At 52.7% G+C, this 17,925-nt stretch carries 13 protein-coding genes; 3 read left to right on the top strand and 10 right to left on the bottom strand.

The features are described from left to right. Positions 1–80 precede the first annotated feature (80 nt). The gene (modA, locus tag JKK62_RS03575; RefSeq protein ID WP_186833484.1) at positions 81–914 is read right to left on the bottom strand and encodes a molybdate ABC transporter substrate-binding protein; all 834 of its coding nucleotides are present in this window, start codon (positions 912–914) and stop codon (positions 81–83) included. A 118-nt stretch (positions 915–1,032) separates the two neighbouring features. Here modA and JKK62_RS03580 point away from each other — a divergent pair, with 118 nt between their 5' ends. Continuing rightward, positions 1,033–1,809 (top strand): IclR family transcriptional regulator, encoded by a 777-nt coding sequence (locus JKK62_RS03580; protein WP_186833483.1) that lies wholly within the window; start codon positions 1,033–1,035, stop codon positions 1,807–1,809. A gap of 58 nt (positions 1,810–1,867) precedes the next feature. Here JKK62_RS03580 and JKK62_RS03585 read toward each other — a convergent pair whose 3' ends face one another. Further along, the gene (locus JKK62_RS03585; RefSeq protein WP_186833482.1) at positions 1,868–2,095 is read right to left on the bottom strand and encodes a DUF378 domain-containing protein; all 228 of its coding nucleotides are present in this window, start codon (positions 2,093–2,095) and stop codon (positions 1,868–1,870) included. Between the two features lie 59 nt (positions 2,096–2,154). Next, positions 2,155–2,535 carry a DUF2116 family Zn-ribbon domain-containing protein gene (locus JKK62_RS03590; RefSeq protein ID WP_186833481.1) on the bottom strand — a complete coding sequence of 127 codons (381 nt, stop codon included), beginning with the start codon at positions 2,533–2,535 and terminating at the stop codon, positions 2,155–2,157. A 204-nt stretch (positions 2,536–2,739) separates the two neighbouring features. On the opposite strand from JKK62_RS03590, the gene JKK62_RS03595 reads away from it, so the two are divergent. Beyond that, the gene (locus tag JKK62_RS03595) at positions 2,740–8,091 is read left to right on the top strand and encodes a starch-binding protein (protein ID WP_186833480.1); all 5,352 of its coding nucleotides are present in this window, start codon (positions 2,740–2,742) and stop codon (positions 8,089–8,091) included. 288 nt (positions 8,092–8,379) lie between these two features. Then, positions 8,380–8,982, top strand: a complete 603-nt coding sequence (locus JKK62_RS03600; protein ID WP_186833544.1) for a DUF1643 domain-containing protein — start codon at positions 8,380–8,382, stop codon at positions 8,980–8,982. Positions 8,983–9,389: 407 nt separating this feature from the next. Here the strand turns inward: JKK62_RS03600 and JKK62_RS03605 are convergent, their stop codons facing one another. The 7 genes from JKK62_RS03605 to JKK62_RS03635 all read right to left on the bottom strand — a co-directional run bounded on the left by JKK62_RS03605 (position 9,390) and on the right by JKK62_RS03635 (position 17,758). Beyond that, positions 9,390–9,821 carry an ACT domain-containing protein gene (locus tag JKK62_RS03605; RefSeq protein WP_186833479.1) on the bottom strand — a complete coding sequence of 144 codons (432 nt, stop codon included), beginning with the start codon at positions 9,819–9,821 and terminating at the stop codon, positions 9,390–9,392. A gap of 66 nt (positions 9,822–9,887) precedes the next feature. Further along, the gene (locus tag JKK62_RS03610) at positions 9,888–11,207 is read right to left on the bottom strand and encodes a phenylacetate--CoA ligase family protein (protein ID WP_186833478.1); all 1,320 of its coding nucleotides are present in this window, start codon (positions 11,205–11,207) and stop codon (positions 9,888–9,890) included. Between the two features lie 97 nt (positions 11,208–11,304). Beyond that, entirely contained in the window at positions 11,305–11,874 is a 570-nt protein-coding gene (locus JKK62_RS03615) for an indolepyruvate oxidoreductase subunit beta (protein ID WP_186833477.1), read from the bottom strand. Further along, positions 11,867–13,615 carry an indolepyruvate ferredoxin oxidoreductase subunit alpha gene (gene iorA / locus JKK62_RS03620; protein WP_186833476.1) on the bottom strand — a complete coding sequence of 583 codons (1,749 nt, stop codon included), beginning with the start codon at positions 13,613–13,615 and terminating at the stop codon, positions 11,867–11,869. The genes JKK62_RS03615 and iorA overlap by 8 nt, the downstream gene beginning before the upstream one ends. A 108-nt stretch (positions 13,616–13,723) precedes the next feature. Then, a complete protein-coding gene (locus JKK62_RS03625; RefSeq protein ID WP_186833475.1) occupies positions 13,724–15,025 on the bottom strand; it encodes a phenylacetate--CoA ligase family protein in 1,302 nt (433 codons plus the stop codon). A gap of 138 nt (positions 15,026–15,163) precedes the next feature. Next, positions 15,164–16,735, bottom strand: coding sequence for a sodium:solute symporter family transporter (locus JKK62_RS03630; RefSeq protein WP_186833543.1), 1,572 nt, complete (start codon positions 16,733–16,735; stop codon positions 15,164–15,166). 189 nt (positions 16,736–16,924) lie between these two features. Next, positions 16,925–17,758, bottom strand: coding sequence for an amidohydrolase family protein (locus JKK62_RS03635; protein WP_207752129.1), 834 nt, complete (start codon positions 17,756–17,758; stop codon positions 16,925–16,927). Positions 17,759–17,925: the final 167 nt, after the last annotated feature.

Below are 17,925 nucleotides of genomic sequence, written 5' to 3' on the forward strand. Positions count from 1 at the left end.
TAAGGTTGAGATTATCACGTCGGAACTGCGTTCCTCCTCATAATGACAATTTATATACGCCCGTGGCAATCTCAACCGAATTACTCAGAGAGCGGCGTAAAGCCGACGCCTTCAAATACCTCGGACGCTTCTTCTGTCTGTAAGTAGGTGAGAAAGGCTTTTGCCTCCTGTGCGTGAGCGGTTTTGCTCAGTACGGCGGCGGGGTAGATGACCTGTCCGCACATTTCCTCGGTGGCGGTATCGGCGACCTTGAGCTTCGCGGAGTACGCGTCGGTCTGATAGATGATACCGCAGTCAACGGTGCCCTCGCTGATATGAGTGGTGACCTCCTTGACGTTGGAGCCGTAGGTCAGCACGCCCTTCTCCTTCAAAGCATTTTCATCCAAGCCGAAATAGTTGAAGATTTTCTGCGTATACTGTCCGACGGGCACATCCTCGTTGCCGATCGCCATCAGGATATCGCCGGCTTCAAGGTGCGCTTTCATATCGGCATAGCTTTGGATGCCGGATTTGGAATTCTCGGCGACACATAGCGCGACCTTGTTTTCGAGCAGGTCGAGACGGGTATCCATGTCGATGTAGCCGCCCTCTTCCAGTCCGTTCATCTGCTTTTGTGCCGCGGAGATGAAGAGATCGCAGACAGCGCCTTCCTCGATCTGAGTTTTCAGCGTACCGGAGGAATCGAAGTTATAGGTGATCTTTATCTCGGGATGAGTTGCCTGATAGGTATCGGCGAGGCTTTCGAGCGTTTCGGTCATACTTGCCGCGGCAAATACGACGATCTCGGCCTTTTCGACGGATCTTTCGTCCGCGGTAGCGATCGTGGTTTCCTTTGTGCTTTGCTGTTGATTACACGCGCAAAGAACGGCGGTAAGCATCAATACGGATAATACCAGCGCAAATATTTTTTTCATGATTGATCAACCTTTCATTTTCTTTTACATATATAATAGCATTAATTGACGGTTGACACAATCAAGGCTGTACCGTATAATAGAATTATCGTTCAGTATTACAGAATATGGTGATAGGATGATAGATGAAAAAGGGAAAGTAAAAAGCCTGTCAAAGGCGATCGACTTGATGGATATCTTATGTACGGCACGGCGGGGGTTGAGCCTGAGCGAATTATCCGAACGCTCCGGCTACCCCAAAAGCACCACTCACGCACTGGCTTCCACTCTGCGCGACAGGGGATTGCTTCGCCAACTGCAAAACGGCGATTACGCCTTGGGATTGCGGCTGTTCGAGTACGGCTCCGCGGTGTCGAGGGGCTTTGACATCAGCGAGCTGTCACGACCGTACTTGGAGAGCCTGAGCTCCCTGACCGGCGCGAACTCCGTCATCAGTCTGCTTGACGGCGAAAGCGCGGTATCCTTTGATTACGCGGTCAGCTCCTCGGGTGTGCAGATCTTGCCCGAGATCGGCGTCAGACTGCCGCTCCACTGCACTTCGCAGGGCAAGCTGATGCTGGCATATCTGCCGCAAAGCAGGGTCTTGTCGCTGTTGCGTCGTCAGCCGATGCGCCAATACACACGGCATACGATCACCGATATAGAAGCATTGAAATCGCAGTTGTCTGATATTTGTCAAAAGGGCTATGCTGTGGAGGACGGCGAGTATAAGGTGGGATTGCGATCGGTCTCCGCGCCGGTATTCGACGCGAACGGCGAGCTGAAATACGCTTTGACGACGATCGGCTTCTTCCGCCGCGTCAGCGCCGATGATTTTGTCAACGCCGTCAAGGTGACCGTCGATCAGGCGAAGATGCTCTCCAACGCTTTGGGCTTTTCCGATAAAAACGGATGATGATATGTAAAAAAGCTGCTTCCGAACGGAAACAGCTTCTTTTGCTTCTATGAGATTATTATGTGGTGCTCGGCTTGAAGTCGCGGTCGCCTGCCTCGGTGGTATCTCTGAACAACAGCGAGATACACCATAAAGCTGCCAAAGCAACGACGACATAGACGATGCGGGCGATGATACCCGACTGTCCGCCGAACAGGAACGCTACTAAATCAAATTGGAACAAGCCCACGGCGCCCCAGTTGATACCGCCGACGATCAGCAGCGATAACGCAATTTTATCCAGCATCGGTAAACCTCCTTACAGTAAAACTGTAATGCTATTGTTTGCCGAAATCACGGGGATATTCATATGACGTTGGTAAAGTAAAGAATTAACACAACAACGGCGATCAGAATCAGTGCGCCCGCGATGATGCGAGAGAGAAAGATCGCTTTTTTTAATTTGAATTTGTGGATCATGATCTCGGGAGGGAAGGGGAGAAAGAGATACATCACGCCCAGTATGATCATCGAGACAGACGCGCCGATCGCGCCGATCCCTTTGGTGAAGGCGTATAAGAAGATACAAATGCCGATGGCAAGTACAAAAATACCGTTGATGACGGAAAAAGGTTTTTGATATTTTTCGCGCATTTCATAGAATTTATTCGAAGCGTTCTGACATTCGTCGGAACAAAACATCTCATGATAAGAGATCTCTTTCGCGCAGTATTCGCATTTTTTCATGTTTATCACCACGGGTATTCTAACACGAATCATAAATCTTTGCAACGCCAACTTTCCAATATTGGCAAATTTGTTCAAATATTAGGCTAATATTTGTAGAAAAAGTGAATTGAAGATTTATGACAGATTTGTTATACTAATTATGAGGATTACTCAGTATAGGATAACTATGTCCGGTTATCCGCAAATTTTAGGAGGAATAATATGAAAATGAGACGATTAGTTAGCTTGCTGCTGGCAGTCTTACTCGTTATATCCTGCGTTTCCGTCGGCATTGTTGCTACCTCGGCAGCCAATGTCGACACAGCGGATACGGCAGCGAACATCGATGTAGCTGCCGCGGGCTCCGCATATGAGGATATGCAGAGTAAGACAACTGTCGAAAACAACTACGGTCTGTCCAAGACCGTCAACGACGGTACCATTCTGCAGGCTTGGACTTGGTCCTTCAAGAACATTGAAGCGAACCTCGAGACCATCGCGGAGCAGGGCTTTACTACCATTCAGGTATCTCCCCCCAATGAGATCAAGAAGGGTACCAAAGGCGCTAAGTTCCTGCAGAACGACGGCCAGAACGGTTGGTGGATGTTCTATCAGCCCGCAGGCTTCCAGCTGAACAACAGCACTGATAACGCGCTGGGCACTAAGGCTGAGTTCATTTCTCTGTGCGACAAAGCACATGAGATGGGCCTGAAGATCATTGTTGACGCGGTTATCAACCATATGGGTACTAAGGAAGGCGACGATAACAACACCTCGACCGATCCGATGTCCCATGTCACCCCTAAGGCTCAGAGCTTTGAGCCCGAGATCTATAACAACAAGCTGTTCCATTCTCCTTGGGAACAGATGAAGTACATCGAGAGCAACAGCGATACCGCGACCTCTACCTATGACCTTACCCGTAGATGCACCTCCGGTCTGCCCGACTTAAAGACAGAGGACAGCCGTGTACAGAAGGCGATCTATGATTATATGGAAGAGCTCGTACAGGCTGGCGCCGACGGCTTCCGTTTTGACGCTGCAAAGCATATCGAGACTCCCGATGATATTTCTCAGTACAGATCCGATTTCTGGACAAACACCTTAAAGAAGGTTCAGAACGCTCACACCGATAAGGAGATCTACGCTTACGGTGAGATCCTGAACTCCTGCGGTATCGGCCGTCCCTACAGCATGTACACCAAGCTGATGGATGTTACCGATTCCAAGGGCTACTGGCAGATCAACAACGCTGTTAAGAGCGGCGGCGCTATCGGCGAGTGGAACAACGCTACTCCCGGTTATCCCAGTTCTAACTTCACCGCGTCCAACGCGATGCTGTGGGATGAATCCCATGATACTTATGTTGACAAGTCCACTACCGACCTGAACACCACTCAGCGCGGTAAGATCTGGGCTCTGGTCGCGGGCCGTGCGGGTATCTCTTCCGTATACCTTGCTCGTCCTTCCGATAACACCAATACCAACGATCTGTACAACATCTCTATCGGTGAAGCGCGCAAGACCTCTTGGTCCAACGCTACCACCAAGGCGATCAACCAGTTCCATAACTACTTCATCGGTCAGTCCGAGTATTGCACCAGCAACTACAGCAATACTGCTTACATCGAGAGAGGTAACTCCGGCGCGATGATCGTCAACCTCGGCGGCACCACCGCGAAGAACGTTACTCTGACCAACCACAGACTGACTCCGGGCAGCTATAAGGACGCTATCACCGGCGCTACCTTCACAGTTACCAGCTCCCAGATCAAGGGTGCGGTCGGCTCTACCGGTGTTGCGGTAATCTATGAGAACAATGAGGCTCCCAAGCCCACTGATCCTCCCAAGCCTACCGATCCGCCCGAGACCTACATCCTCGGCGACGTTGACGGCAACAAGACTGTTGATTCCATCGACGTTTCCATGATCATGCGTTTCAGCATCAACACACAGACTCTGACCGATAAGCAGAGCCGTGCGGGTGATGTTGACGGCGACGGCTTCGTTACCGTTATCGACGCTACGCTGATCCAGCGTTATCTTGCGAATAAACCCGTCAAATATGACATCGGTAAGGAAGTGACTGTACAGCCCGTACAGCCCACGATTCCTCCTATTGTTATCCCGACCACCGGTCCCGATGATCCGACTGAGCCCGATCCCGATCAGGGCGGCACCATCATCTTCTCCAACAACAAGGGCTTCAGTTCTGTTAACATCTACTACTGGGCTGATGGTAATGAGCCCGTAGAGTGGCCCGGCGTTCCGATGACCTCTATCGGCATGAACGAATACGGTGAAGAGAGATTCACCTTCGATCTGCCCGCGGGCATGACCAATTACATCATCAACGACGGTACTCAGCAGACTGTTGACATTCCGTTCAACGGTTCTACCGGCGTTTACATGACCGATCAGGATGCTGAGGGTCATTACAATGTTGAATTCTACGCTATCGACCCGACTCCCGGACCCGGACCCGGACCTGATCCCGATCCCGATGTTCAGGGCTCCTTCCTGCTGACCGACAACTTCGGTTGGGGAAGTGCCTATGTCTATGCTTGGGACGATGACGGCAATGAGCTCTACGGCGCATGGCCGGGTTCCGCTCAGGCTGAGACTACTCAGAATGAGTACGGCGAGACTCAGTTCAGATGCTATATCCCCAAGGGTGCTACCGGCGTTATCCTGAGCAACGGTAACGGCGAGCAGACCGAGGACATCAAGGACTTCTCCTATGACGGTTACTGGATGAATGGCTCCAAGAATGACCAGGGTCATTACAAGGTCATCGGCTGGAACTCCGACGGTTCCGGCGGTTCTGTAGAGCCCACACCCGATTATCCTGTCAAATCTACCTTCCTGCTGACCGACAACTTCGGTTGGGGTCAGGCGTATGTCTATGCATGGGATGCGGATGATAATAAGATCTACGGCGAATGGCCGGGCTCCGCTATGGCAGAGACCACTCAGAACGAGTACGGCGAGACTCAGTTCAAGTGCAATGTTCCCGAGGGCGCTGTCGGCGTGATCCTGAGCAACGGTAACGGTGCTCAGACCGAGGACATCACTGACTTTACCTATGACGGTTACTGGATGAACGGTTCCAAGAACGATCAGGGTCACTACCTCGTAACAGGTTGGAGAGCTGACGGTTCTGACGAGCCTACTCCCACACCCACTCCTACTCCCGATCCCACCGACAGAACCATCATCTTCTCTAACAACAAGCGCATGGGTTCTGTTAACATCTATTATTGGTCTGATTCCAGCGAGCCTGTAGAGTGGCCCGGCGTTCCGATGACCTCTATTGGTATGAACGAATACGGTGAAGAGAGATTCACCTTCGAGCTGCCCGAGGGCATGACCAACTATATCATCACCGACGGTACTACCAAGACCGTTGACATTCCGTTTACCGGCGCGACCGGCGTATACATGACCGATCTCAACGGTGAAGGCGCATATGAAGTTGACTTCTATGATATCGGCGGCGGTTCCGGTCCGATCAATCCTCCTACACCCGTAGGCGATGACGGTATCTATCTCGTTGGTACCTTCAGCAGCTGGGAGACCTCTGCTCAGTATAAGATGAGCGAGAACTCCGCGAACCCCGGCGAGTACATGATCTCTACCACCCTTTCCGAGGGCGACGGCGTCAAGGTCGTTAAGGTAGAGAACGGTGTTTCGACTTGGTATCCCGACGGCATGGATAACGATTACATCGTTGACGCGGCTCACGCAGGTAACGTTACCGTTTACTTCAATGCAAGCGGCAATGCCGAGTGGAGCGCGTTCGGCGGCTACATGTACATCGATAACGGCGGTTATACTCCCGATCCTCAGCAGCCCACTCAGGGCGGCGGTACGGTTAACCCCGACGTTACCGACAGAACTATCATCTTCTCCAATAATAAGGGCTTCACCACTGTCAACATCTATTACTGGTCTGATGAGAGCGAGCCCGTAGAGTGGCCCGGCGTTCCGATGACCTCTATCGGTATGAACGAGTACGGTGAAGAGAGATTCACCTTCGAGATGCCCGCGGACATGACCAACTACATCATCAACGACGGTGAACAGCAGACCGTTGACATTCCGTTCACCGGCGCTACCGGCGTTTACATGACCGAGAAGGACGGCACCGGCAACTATGAGGTAGCCTTCTATGATATCGGCGGCGGTCAAGTCATTCCGACTCCCGATCCGACTTCCGGTCCCATTGATCCGACTCCTGTCGGAGATGACGGCGTCTATCTCGTAGGCACTTTCAGCGGTTGGGCAACCGATGCTCAGTATAAGATGAGTGAGAATCCCGGCGCACCCGGCGAGTACATGCTCTCTACCACTCTCTCCGAGGGTGACGGCGTTAAGGTCGTTAAGGTAGAAAACGGCGTCCAGACATGGTATCCGGACGGCACCGATAATGAGTACGTCGTTGACGCGGCTCACGCAGGCAGCGTAACCGTATACTTCAACGCGGCAGGTAATGCTGAGTGGAGTGCGTTCGGCGGCTACATGTACATCGATAACGGCTCGACTCCTACTCCCGATCCCGATCCCACAACCGCTCCTGTTGATCCGACTCCTGTCGGCGATGACGGCGTTTATCTTGTAGGCACTTTCAGCAGCTGGGAAACCTCTGCTCAGTATAAGATGAGCGAGAACTCTGCCGCTCCCGGTGAGTATATGCTCTCTACCACTCTCAGCGAGGGTGACGGCGTTAAGGTCGTTAAGGTAGAGAACGGTGTTGCGACTTGGTATCCGGACGGTACCGATAATGAGTACGTTGTTGACGCGGCTCACGCAGGTAATGTTACCGTATACTTCAACGCGGCAGGTAATGCTGAGTGGAGCGCTTTCGGCGGCTACATGTACATCGATAACGGTTCGACTCCTGTTGATCCGACTCAGTCTGTTACTCCCGATCCCGATCCCTCCGACAGAACTATCATCTTCTCCAATAATAAGGGCTTTAGCACCGTTAACATCTATTATTGGTCTGATGAAAGCGAGCCTGTTGAGTGGCCCGGCGTTCCGATGACTTACTACGATACCAACGAAATGGGCGAACAGAGGTATTCATTCGAGATGCCCGCCGGCATGACCAACTACATCATCAACGACGGTACACAGCAGACCGTTGACATTCCGTTCACCGGCGCTACCGGCGTATACATGACCGATAAGGATAACGAGGGTCATTATCTGGTTGATTTCTATGATAACACCGGTACTACTCCGACTCCCACTCCCGATCCTACTCCGAGTGTCAAGGACGTCACCTTCGAGCCCGGCGATGCAAATGTATCTGATCCCGCATGGTTCGCTTGGGTCTGGAATGATAATTCCGAAGGCACATGGATCCAGGGCACTGTATCCGGCTCCAACATCGTCTTTGCCGGTGCAGCTGAATACGGTAATATCCTTGTAGTCAGAATGCCCACCGGTTCTACTTCCGCAGACTGGGGTACCTGTTGGAACCAGTCCGAGGATGTAAAGATGCAGTCCGGCACCCTGTACTTCACAGGTTGGGGCAGCGGTAACAAGTTTAACATCGGCTGGAAATAATCGTTTAACTCAGCGAATGCTGTGAACATTCCCAATTAAAATACGGGAGCAGGCTTCGGTCTGCTCCCGTTTTATGTTAAATATATAATATGTGAAATGTGGATACTATCCTGTGGCTATCTCAAGCGATTAACATGAGAAAAGGGCGTACGCCCCCAATCTCAACCAATCAAGCCTCCCTTTCCTAAGGGAGGTGGTGCGAAGCACCGGAGGGTTGCCACATTCAAATCATCATTTCGATGCTCCCTCGGAGCCGTGGCTATCTCAACCTATTTATTGGAGGCTCTCATGCACATTCCGTCATCCGATACCATTGATATTGAAGTCCTGACCTTTGCGGACGCGATGGTCAGCACCAATGATGATTATGATAAAAAACGCTGGCTGTATGTGCCCGATTTCTACAGTGAATACCGTTATATCCTCGGCACAAGAGGGGAGAGGCCGCTGATCTGCATCGGCATTAATCCATCGACCGCCGCACCGGATGATCTGGATAACACGCTCAAATCTGTCGAGAGGATCGCGTTGGCAAACGGCTTTGACAGCTTTATCATGTTCAACGTTTACGCCCAACGCGCCACGAACCCCGATGATATGGAGCGTGAGTGTAATGCGCTGCTCCATGAGGAAAACATGAAGGCGTTCGATTATATCTTAGGCTTGAGTGAAAGTCCCGCTGTCTGGGCGGCATGGGGGAATATCATCGAAAAACGCCCCTATTTGCCCGATTGCGTGCGCTCGATGATCGCGCTCGGTACCGAGCATCACGCTAAATGGTACTCCGCAGGAAAGATCTCAAAAAAAGGTCATCCGCATCATCCGCTCTATCTGAAAAAGGACACGCCTCTTGATCCCTTTGATATCGAAAAATATATTGAATCATTGTGATTGTTTTGCATTGATCTGTTCTTTCCGACCCTTCTGACGAGGGAGCTGAAACGAATTCTGCTCTATTTTATCAAAGCAAATCGAATCTGTCATTGCGAGGCTCGCATGAGCCGTGGCAATCTCAACCGGAAAAAGACGCACCGATTTAGGTGCTCGCTCCGCTCGAACAATTTAATACAATTCCTCAGTCGCCAACGGGCGACAGCCTCCTCGCCAGAAGCGGCTTCTTCTGCGAAGACAGCCGACCCTTTTGTCCGCTTTCCGGACATTTCCCCTAGCAGGGGAATCTCCCCTTGTCCTTCGGACATTCCCCCAACGGGGGTACCTTTACCAAAGGGTGCCTTAGAAACTGAAAGACCCGCCAGATCGGCGGGTCTTTCTCTTCATTTATGCTTTTTACATTTGCTTTACAGCTTTGCCATATCCTCTTCGGTGACAAGGCTGATACCGTGCTCGGTCAGGATCTTCTCCGCAGTGTCGTTATCCTCGACGCGGAGTACCACATACGCGAACTTCTTGGAAACGGTGATGAACGCGTACATATACTCGATGTTGATGTTGTTGTCCGCTAAGATCTTGACGACCTTAGCCAGAGCACCGGGCTCATCCTGTACGGCTACGCCGACGACCTCGGTGATGGAAACGAACGCGTTCGCGTCATCGAGCGCCTGCTTTGCCTTGGCGATATCGGTGACGATCAGGCGGAAGATACCGAAGTCATTGGTATCCGCAACGCTCATGGCGCGGATGTCAACGCCTGCCTTGGCGATCGCGTCGGTGACGGTGACGAGTGTGCCTTCACGGTTTTCTACAAAGATGGATAACTGTTTAATTGCCATAATGTTACTCCTTATGATTGATGATGGGGGAGAGAGTTCCTCCCGCATAATTCGGATGTACGGTGATTATGTATGGATACCGATTTTCTTACGGTTATCGATGACTCTGACAGCCTTGCCTTCGCTGCGCGCGATCGACTTCGGCGCGACCAGACGGATGACGGGATTGATACCGAGCATCTCCTTCATCGCACTCTGGATCTTCTTCTCCTTCTTGGTGATGACCTGCGGCTTATCGGAGAAGTCCTCGGGCAGCATCTCTACACGGATCTCAAAGGTGTCGGTATTATTCACACGGTCGATCAGGATCTGGTAGTTCGGGGCGTAGCCCTTGTTCAGGAGAACCGCCTCGATCTGGCTGGGGAAGACGTTGACGCCGCGGATGATCATCATGTCATCGGAACGTCCCATCGGCTTGTGCATACGGATAAAGGTTCTGCCGCAGGAGCATTTTTCGCGGGTGAGAACAGTGATATCGCGGGTGCGATAACGTATCAGCGGGAATGCCTCTTTGTCAAGAGAGGTGAACACCAATTCACCCTTGCTGCCCTCGGGGAGTACCTCACCGGTGTCGGGGTCAATGATCTCGGCATAGAAATGATCCTCGTTGATGTGCATACCGTTCTGCTCACAGCATTCAAACGCCACGCCGGGGCCGCTGGACTCGGTCAGTCCGTAGATGTCATACGCCTTGATACCGAGGCTGTTCTCAATGTCGTGGCGCATTTCCTCTGTCCACGGCTCCGCGCCGAAGATACCTGCCTTGAGGCTGTTGTAGCCGGGCTTGTAGCCTTGTTCCTTCAGCGTCTCGCCGATATAGGCGGCATAGGAGGGCGTACAGCAAAGGATGCTGGCGTTGAGATCCATCATGAACTGGATCTGACGATTGGTGTTGCCGCTCGACATGGGCAGGGTCAGACAGCCGACCTTATGTGAGCCGCCGTGCAGACCCGCGCCGCCGGTGAAAAGTCCGTAACCGTAGGCTACCTGGACGACGTCGCCTTTGTCGCCGCCTGCCGCGACGATCGCTCGCGCACAGCAGTCTTCCCACATATCGACGTCATTCTGGGTGTAGAACGCGACAACGCGTTTGCCGGTGGTACCGGAGGTGGAGTGGATACGTACACAGTTTTTGAGGTCGGTCGCGAGCATTCCGTAGGGGTATGCTTCTCGCAGATCGTTTTTGCTCAGGAACGGCAGCTTGCTGATATCCTCCAGACAGGTGATATCCTCAGGCTTGACGCCTTTTTCATCCATCAGGTTGCGGTAGTATTCGACGTGCTCATACACATAGCGCACCTGACGGATGAGCTTGTACTCCTGCAGCTTCTTGATCTCGTTGACCGGCATGGTCTCAGCGTCGGGCTGATAGAATCTTTTCTGCATGGGGCTTCATCCTTTCTTTTGTTTTTTCATTATACCATACTGCTTTTTTATTAATGTCATTGCGAGGCACAACGTGCCGTGGCAATCTCAACATTATTTAGCAGTTATATCCCAAATCAAACGCCTTTTTGTTGATCTCAACAAACTGCGGCTTGACGCATTTTTCGATGGCGGTCAGCCATTTTTCTTTGGGCATATCGAAGTATTTAGCGAGTCTGCCCATCAAAACGATGTTGCACGCCTTGGAGGAACCGGCTTCATTCGCCAGCGCCAGCGCGTCGATATCGTCCACATGGATTCCCTTGTTCTTCATCTCGCCGATGATATCCTCGGGATAGGTCGCCGCGCCGATGATGACCGGCATGGGATCGATCTGCTGGGTGTTGACGATGATGGTACCGTCCTTTTTGAGGTTTTCCACATAGCGAGCCGCCTCGATCTTCTCGAAGGACACGATGAAATCCGCTTCACCGTTTTCGATCACGGGGGAGTAGACCTTTTCGCCAAAGCGGACATAGGTGACGACGGAACCGCCGCGCTGGCTCATTCCGTGCACCTCGGATACTTTTACGTCGTAGCCTTCATCGACCAGCAGTCTGCCGAGCAGCTTGGAAGCGAGCAGAGAACCCTGTCCGCCGACGCCGACGATCATAATATTCTTAGTCATTAGAGGGCACCTCGCTTTCAAACGCGTCAAAGGGGCAGAGCTGAGCGCATACGCCGCATCCGACGCAAAGGGTGGTATCGACAACAGCGTGACCGTCGCGGAAGGAGATGGACGGGCAGCCGAACTTCATACATTTCTTACAGCCGCGGCACTTCTCGGGATTAACGTAGAGCGGCTTTTTGGGCTTGACGTACTTTAAGAGAACACAAGGACGGCGCGAGATGATGACGGAGGGTTCGTTTTTGGCGAGCTCCTCTTTGAGAACCGTCTCACATTCCTCAAGGTTATACGGATCAACCACGCGCACGGAGTTGATGCCGATGCTGTGGCACAGATCCTCGAGGTTGACCTTGCCGGCGGGATCACCCTTGATGGAGTAGCCGGTGGTCGGATTCTGCTGATGACCCGTCATACCGGTAATGGAGTTGTCGAGGATGATGACGGTGGAATTGCTCTGGTTATACGCGATGTTGATCAGACCGGTGACGCCGGAGTGCATGAAGGTGGAGTCGCCGATGACGCAGACGGTGTTGTTCTCCGTCTGATCGCCGCCTGCTTTGTTATAGCCGTGCAGACCGGATACCGACGCGCCCATGCAAAGGGTCATATCCAACGCGTTCAAGGGCGGCGCCGCGCCGAGGGTGTAGCAGCCGATATCGCCGAGCACGGTGATCTTGTTCTTCGCGAGAACATAGTACATGCCTCTGTGGGGACAGCCGGAGCACATCATCGGAGGACGTACCGGGATCTCGGTGTCGAGATTGAATACGGTTTTATCCGCCATCTCAAACGCCTGCTCGATGCTCTTCTGGCTGAATTCGCCGAGGATCGAGAACTTGTCCTTGCCGATGACCTCAACGCCGATGTTCTTGCAGTGGGTCTCGACGATCGGATCGAGCTCCTCGATGACATAGACCTTGCCGACCTTCGCGGCGAAATCCTTGATCAGCTTGACGGGCAGGGGGTTGATCATGCCGAGCTTCAAAACAGCTACGCTGTCACCGAACGCCTCTTTGACATACTGGTAAGAGGTGGAGGAGGTGATGATACCGAAATCGCGATTCCCGTCGCCATCTTCCACGCGGTTGAGGGGAGAGGTCTCGGCGTATTCGATCAGCTTCTTGGTGCGTTCCTCAACAAACGGATGACGCTTGAGCGCGTTGCCGGGGGTCATGATGTATTTCTGCGGATTCTTGGTGTAATCTTTGGTGATCTCGGTGCGCTCGCCCAGCTCAACAATGCTCTGGGAATGTGCCACACGGGTGCACATCTTGAGGGATACCGGGGTATCGAACTGCTCGGAGATCTCATAAGCGAGCTTAGCGTAATCCAACGCTTCCTGAGAATCGGAGGGTTCGAGCATCGGGATCTTAGCCGCGATCGCGTAATGGCGCGAATCCTGCTCATTCTGTGAGCTGTGCATACCGGGATCATCGGCGACGCAGATGACGATACCCGCGTTGACGCCGGTGTAGCTCATGGTAAACAGCGGATCGGCGGCGACGTTCAAGCCGACGTGCTTCATACAGCAGGCGGAACGCTTGCCGCGCAGCGCGGAGCCGAATGCCGCCTCCATCGCTACCTTTTCATTGGGCGCCCACTCGCAGTAGACGTCGTCGTATTTCGCGAAAAATTCAGTGATCTCAGTGCTGGGTGTGCCGGGATAACTGGAGATCACGGCGCATCCGCCTTCGTATAAGCCGCGCGCGACCGCGGCGTTACCGATCAATAAGTCTTTCATAATTCTCTTGCCTTTCTTCAAGGCTCCCTTTGGTAAAGGGAGCTGTCGCCTGACATGCGTGTCTGGCGACTGAGGGATTGTATTGATTTAAGCCAACGGCGTACCAATTTATTCGTTTCTCAGGTCAACGATCCTCTTCGCCTTGCCCTGGAATCTCTCGAGCGTCTTAGGCGCTACCAGCGTGACCTTGGTTCTCAGACCTAAGATCGACTGTAATTTAGCCTCGATGCGCTTTTTGAGTCCGTCGAGCATCTTATAATTATCGAGCAGAGACTCGTTGATGACCTCGACCTTGATCTCCAAGCTGTCACGGTAATTCTGGCGGGTGATGTACAGCATGTAGTGAGGCGCGATATCGGGGATATTGATCAGGATGTTCTCAATCTGGGTCGGGAACACGTTGACGCCCTTGATGATCAGCATATCATCGGTTCTGCCCATGGTCTTTGCCATTCTGCAATGGGTTCTGCCGCAGGAGCAGGGCTGATAATCGAGCTTGGTGATATCCTTGGTGCGGTATCTGAGCACCGGCATACCCTTGCGGGTCAGGGTGGTGACGACCAGCTCGCCGACTTCGCCCTCGCCGAGGCGCTTGCCGGTATCGGTGTCGATGATCTCGGGCAGGAAGTGATCTTCGGCAAAGTGCATGCCGTCGCGCGCTTCACAGTCGCCGCTGACGCCGGGGCCGCCGAGCTCGGTCATGCCGTAGTTGTCGGATACGCGGATGTTGAAGTTGTTCTCGATCTGCTCACGCATGGATACGGTGCAGGGCTCCGAGCCTAAGATACCCAGACGCAGGCTGTAATCCGAAAGCGGATAGCCCGCTTCCTTCATCGCCTCGGAGAGATACAGCGCGTAGGACGGAGTGGCTACGATACCGGTCACGCCCCAGTCACGCAGCATCATCAACTGCTTTTGCGTATTGCCCGAAGAAGCGGGGATGACGGTCGCGCCGAGCTTTTCCATGCCGTAGTGTAGACCCAAAGCGCCGGTGAACAGTCCGTAACCGAAGCTGATCTGGATGATATCATCGGGAGTGACGCCGCCTGCGCAAGCGACGCGCGCGACGCAATCCGACCAGATGTCGAGATCCTCTTTGGTATAAACGCCGGTGGTGGGCTTACCGGTCGTACCCGAAGAAGCGTGGATACGCACGATGTCCTTCATGTCGGAGGCTACCAGACCGAAGGGATAGTTATCTCTGAAATCGTCCTTGGTGGTGAAGGGGATGTATTCGATATCGGAGAGCTGCTTGATCTTAGCGCCGTCGAGCACGCCGCAGTCGGTCAAACGCTGATGATACAGCGGTACGTTGTCATAGCAGTACTTGACGACCCATTTCAGGCGCTCGAGCTGAATCGCTTCGATTTCTTTTCTCGGTAGAGTTTCAATGTCTTTCTGAAAAATCATTTTGTCAAATCCTCTTTTCGATTTTGTACGCGAAGGATTCCTAACGGCGTACATACATATTTATTATAGCGCAAAAGAAGTCTAAAGGCAATAGCCGATAGACTTCTTTTGTATTATTTTGTCGATTAAATTATTACATCAAGTTTCGTCGATACTATGCTTGGATGATACCGTATGCGTCTTCTTGTAGCAGGAGAAGATCTGCTCCACTCTCTCCACATCCTTCGACGGCGTGATCGCCGCAATGATCGGCGTGATGATGATACCGATGATCATCGCAGCCATACCCGCGTTGATGGGGGACTGGAAGTAGGTGAGGACAGGGCTTGCGAACTTCACGCCCGCCATATTGCAGATAAACGACGCGAGGGAGATGCCGACGCCGAGGACAAAGTTGATCCATACGGCGACCTTGGGTACGCGCTTCATATACAGACCGTACATGAACGGCGCGAGGAATGCGCCGGCAAGCGCACCCCAGGATACACCCATCATCTGTGAGATGAACATGACGGGGGATTTTGCCTGGATGATGGCGATGATCGCGGAAATCGCGATGAAGAATACGATGAAGATACGCATGATACCGACCTTTTTCTTCTCGCCGAGCTCTTTCTTTTTGAAGAAGATCGGCTCGATGAAGTCGATGGTCAGAACCGAGCTGGAGGTCAGTACCAAGCTCGACAGCGTGCTCATGGACGCGGAAAGAACGAGGATGACCACGATACCGATCAGGATGGGTGACAGGTTCTCGAGCATGGTGGGAACAACGGAGTCAAAGCCGCCTACGGGCTTGCCGTCGGGACCCGCTTCACCAAACAGTCTGCCGAAGCCGCCGAGGAAGTAGCAGCCGCCCGCGACGATGATCGCGAACACGGTCGAAACGATCGTACCGGTGCTGATGCTCTTCTCAGACTTGATGGCGTAGAACTTCTGCACCATCTGGGGCAGTCCCCATGTGCCTAAGGACGTCAGTATGACAACGCCGATCAATCCGAAGATATCCGGCCCGAAGAAGGAGCTGAAAGCGCCCTTCATCTCGGTACCCTCTGCCTGGATCTGAGAGAGCATGGTGATGGTGGAGCCTAAGCCGCCGTTGATGCGAAGTACCGCCCAGATGACGGCGACGATGCCGAAGATCATGATGATACCCTGGATAAAGTCGTTGATCGCGGTCGCCATGTAGCCGCCGACAACGACATAGATGCCGGTCAGAACCGCCATCGCGATAACGCAGTATTCATAGGGGATGCCGAACGCCATCTTGAACAGACGGGAAAGACCGTTGTACAGCGACGCGGTATAGGGGATCAGGAAGATAAAGATGATGACCGCCGCGGCGATCTTCAGCGCCTTGGAATCATACCGCTTCATAAAGAAGTCGGGCATGGTGGCGGTGTCGAGGTGCTGGGTCATGACGCGGGTACGTCTGCCGAGAACGTTCCACGCGAGCAGTGAGCCGATGAAGGCGTTGCCCAGACCGATCCATGTAGAAGCCATACCGAATTTCCATCCGAACTGACCCGCGTAGCCGACAAAGATAACTGCCGAGAAATACGAGGTACCGAACGCGAAAGCGGTCAGCCACGGTCCGACGGAGCGGTTGCCCAGTACAAAGCCGTTGACGTCTGTGCTTTGCTTTCTGCAGTAGATGCCTACGCCGATCATCACGGCGAAGAAGACGACTAAGAAAGCGATTTTGATAAACATATCCATATTCTTATACTCCTTATCCCCGTATGGGGTTGATGTACATTTTCGGGCTCCCTTTGGTAAAGGTGCCCCCGTTGGGGGAATGTCCGAAGGACAAGGGGGGGAGCCGCTTCCGGCGAGGAGGCTGTCGAGGCGATAAAGCCGAGACTGAGGGATTGTATGATCGGAGCGAAGCGACCAACATGACTAATGAGATGATAATAATCTCTCCGCGTTTTTTCCGAGGATCATTTCCTTCTCGGTATCCGATAAGCCGTCAAGCGTCTTGAATCGCTCGACCGTGGCTTTCTGATCATTCCACGGGCTGTCGGTCGCGAAGAGCATCTTATCCGAGCCGTGGTTCCTGATCACGCGCACGATATCCTCATCGGTCGCGGTGCTATGATGCCACAGATCACGGAAGGAACAGCTGATATCGATGTAGCAGTCGCGTCCGACCAGATATTGTTCCACATCATCCAGCTGATAATTGCCGCCTAAATGCGCAAAGATCATGTTAGGCTTGCCGTCGGGGACAAGCGCCTCGATTCGGTCGAGCACCAATGCGCCTTTCTTCGGCGGACAGTGGATGATCTCGTATTCGGGATCCTTGCCCGAGTGGGTCATGACCAGCAAGCCCAGTCGTCTTGCCTCGGCGATGATACGGATGTAGCGCTCGTCGTCGATGAAGGTCTCGGTATAATCGGGATGGAGCTTGATGCCTTGAAAGCCGTTATCCTTCAGGTATCGCAGTTTTCCCTCGATATCCTCATCATCGGGGTGGATGCCGCCGAAGGAGATGAGGTTGTCGTAAGTATCGTTGATATGCTTGGCGAATTTTGTGATCGTGTCGAACTGTCCTGGTCGGGTGTTGACCGGCAGTATCACGCTTTTGTCGATCCCCGCTTTCTGCATACTGTCGAGGATCCCGCTGATCGTTCCGTCGGTATAGGGGACGACATAGGGCGGATCTTGCAGTGCCGTTAAGGTGCGTTTTGCGATTCTATCGGGAAATACATGGGTGTGAAAATCTATAATCATCGTTTTATTAAATATTGTTTAGGCGTGATTTGAATATCAGCCTGTTATAATCTTTTTCTATTAATCGTCATTGCGAAGGCATGACATGTGTGTCTTGTCTGTGGCAATCTCTTATCCTTTTGATCGTCATTGCGAAGGCATGACATGTATGTCTTGCCTGTGGCGAT

It is taken from the genome of Ruminococcus difficilis, assembly GCF_016680995.1.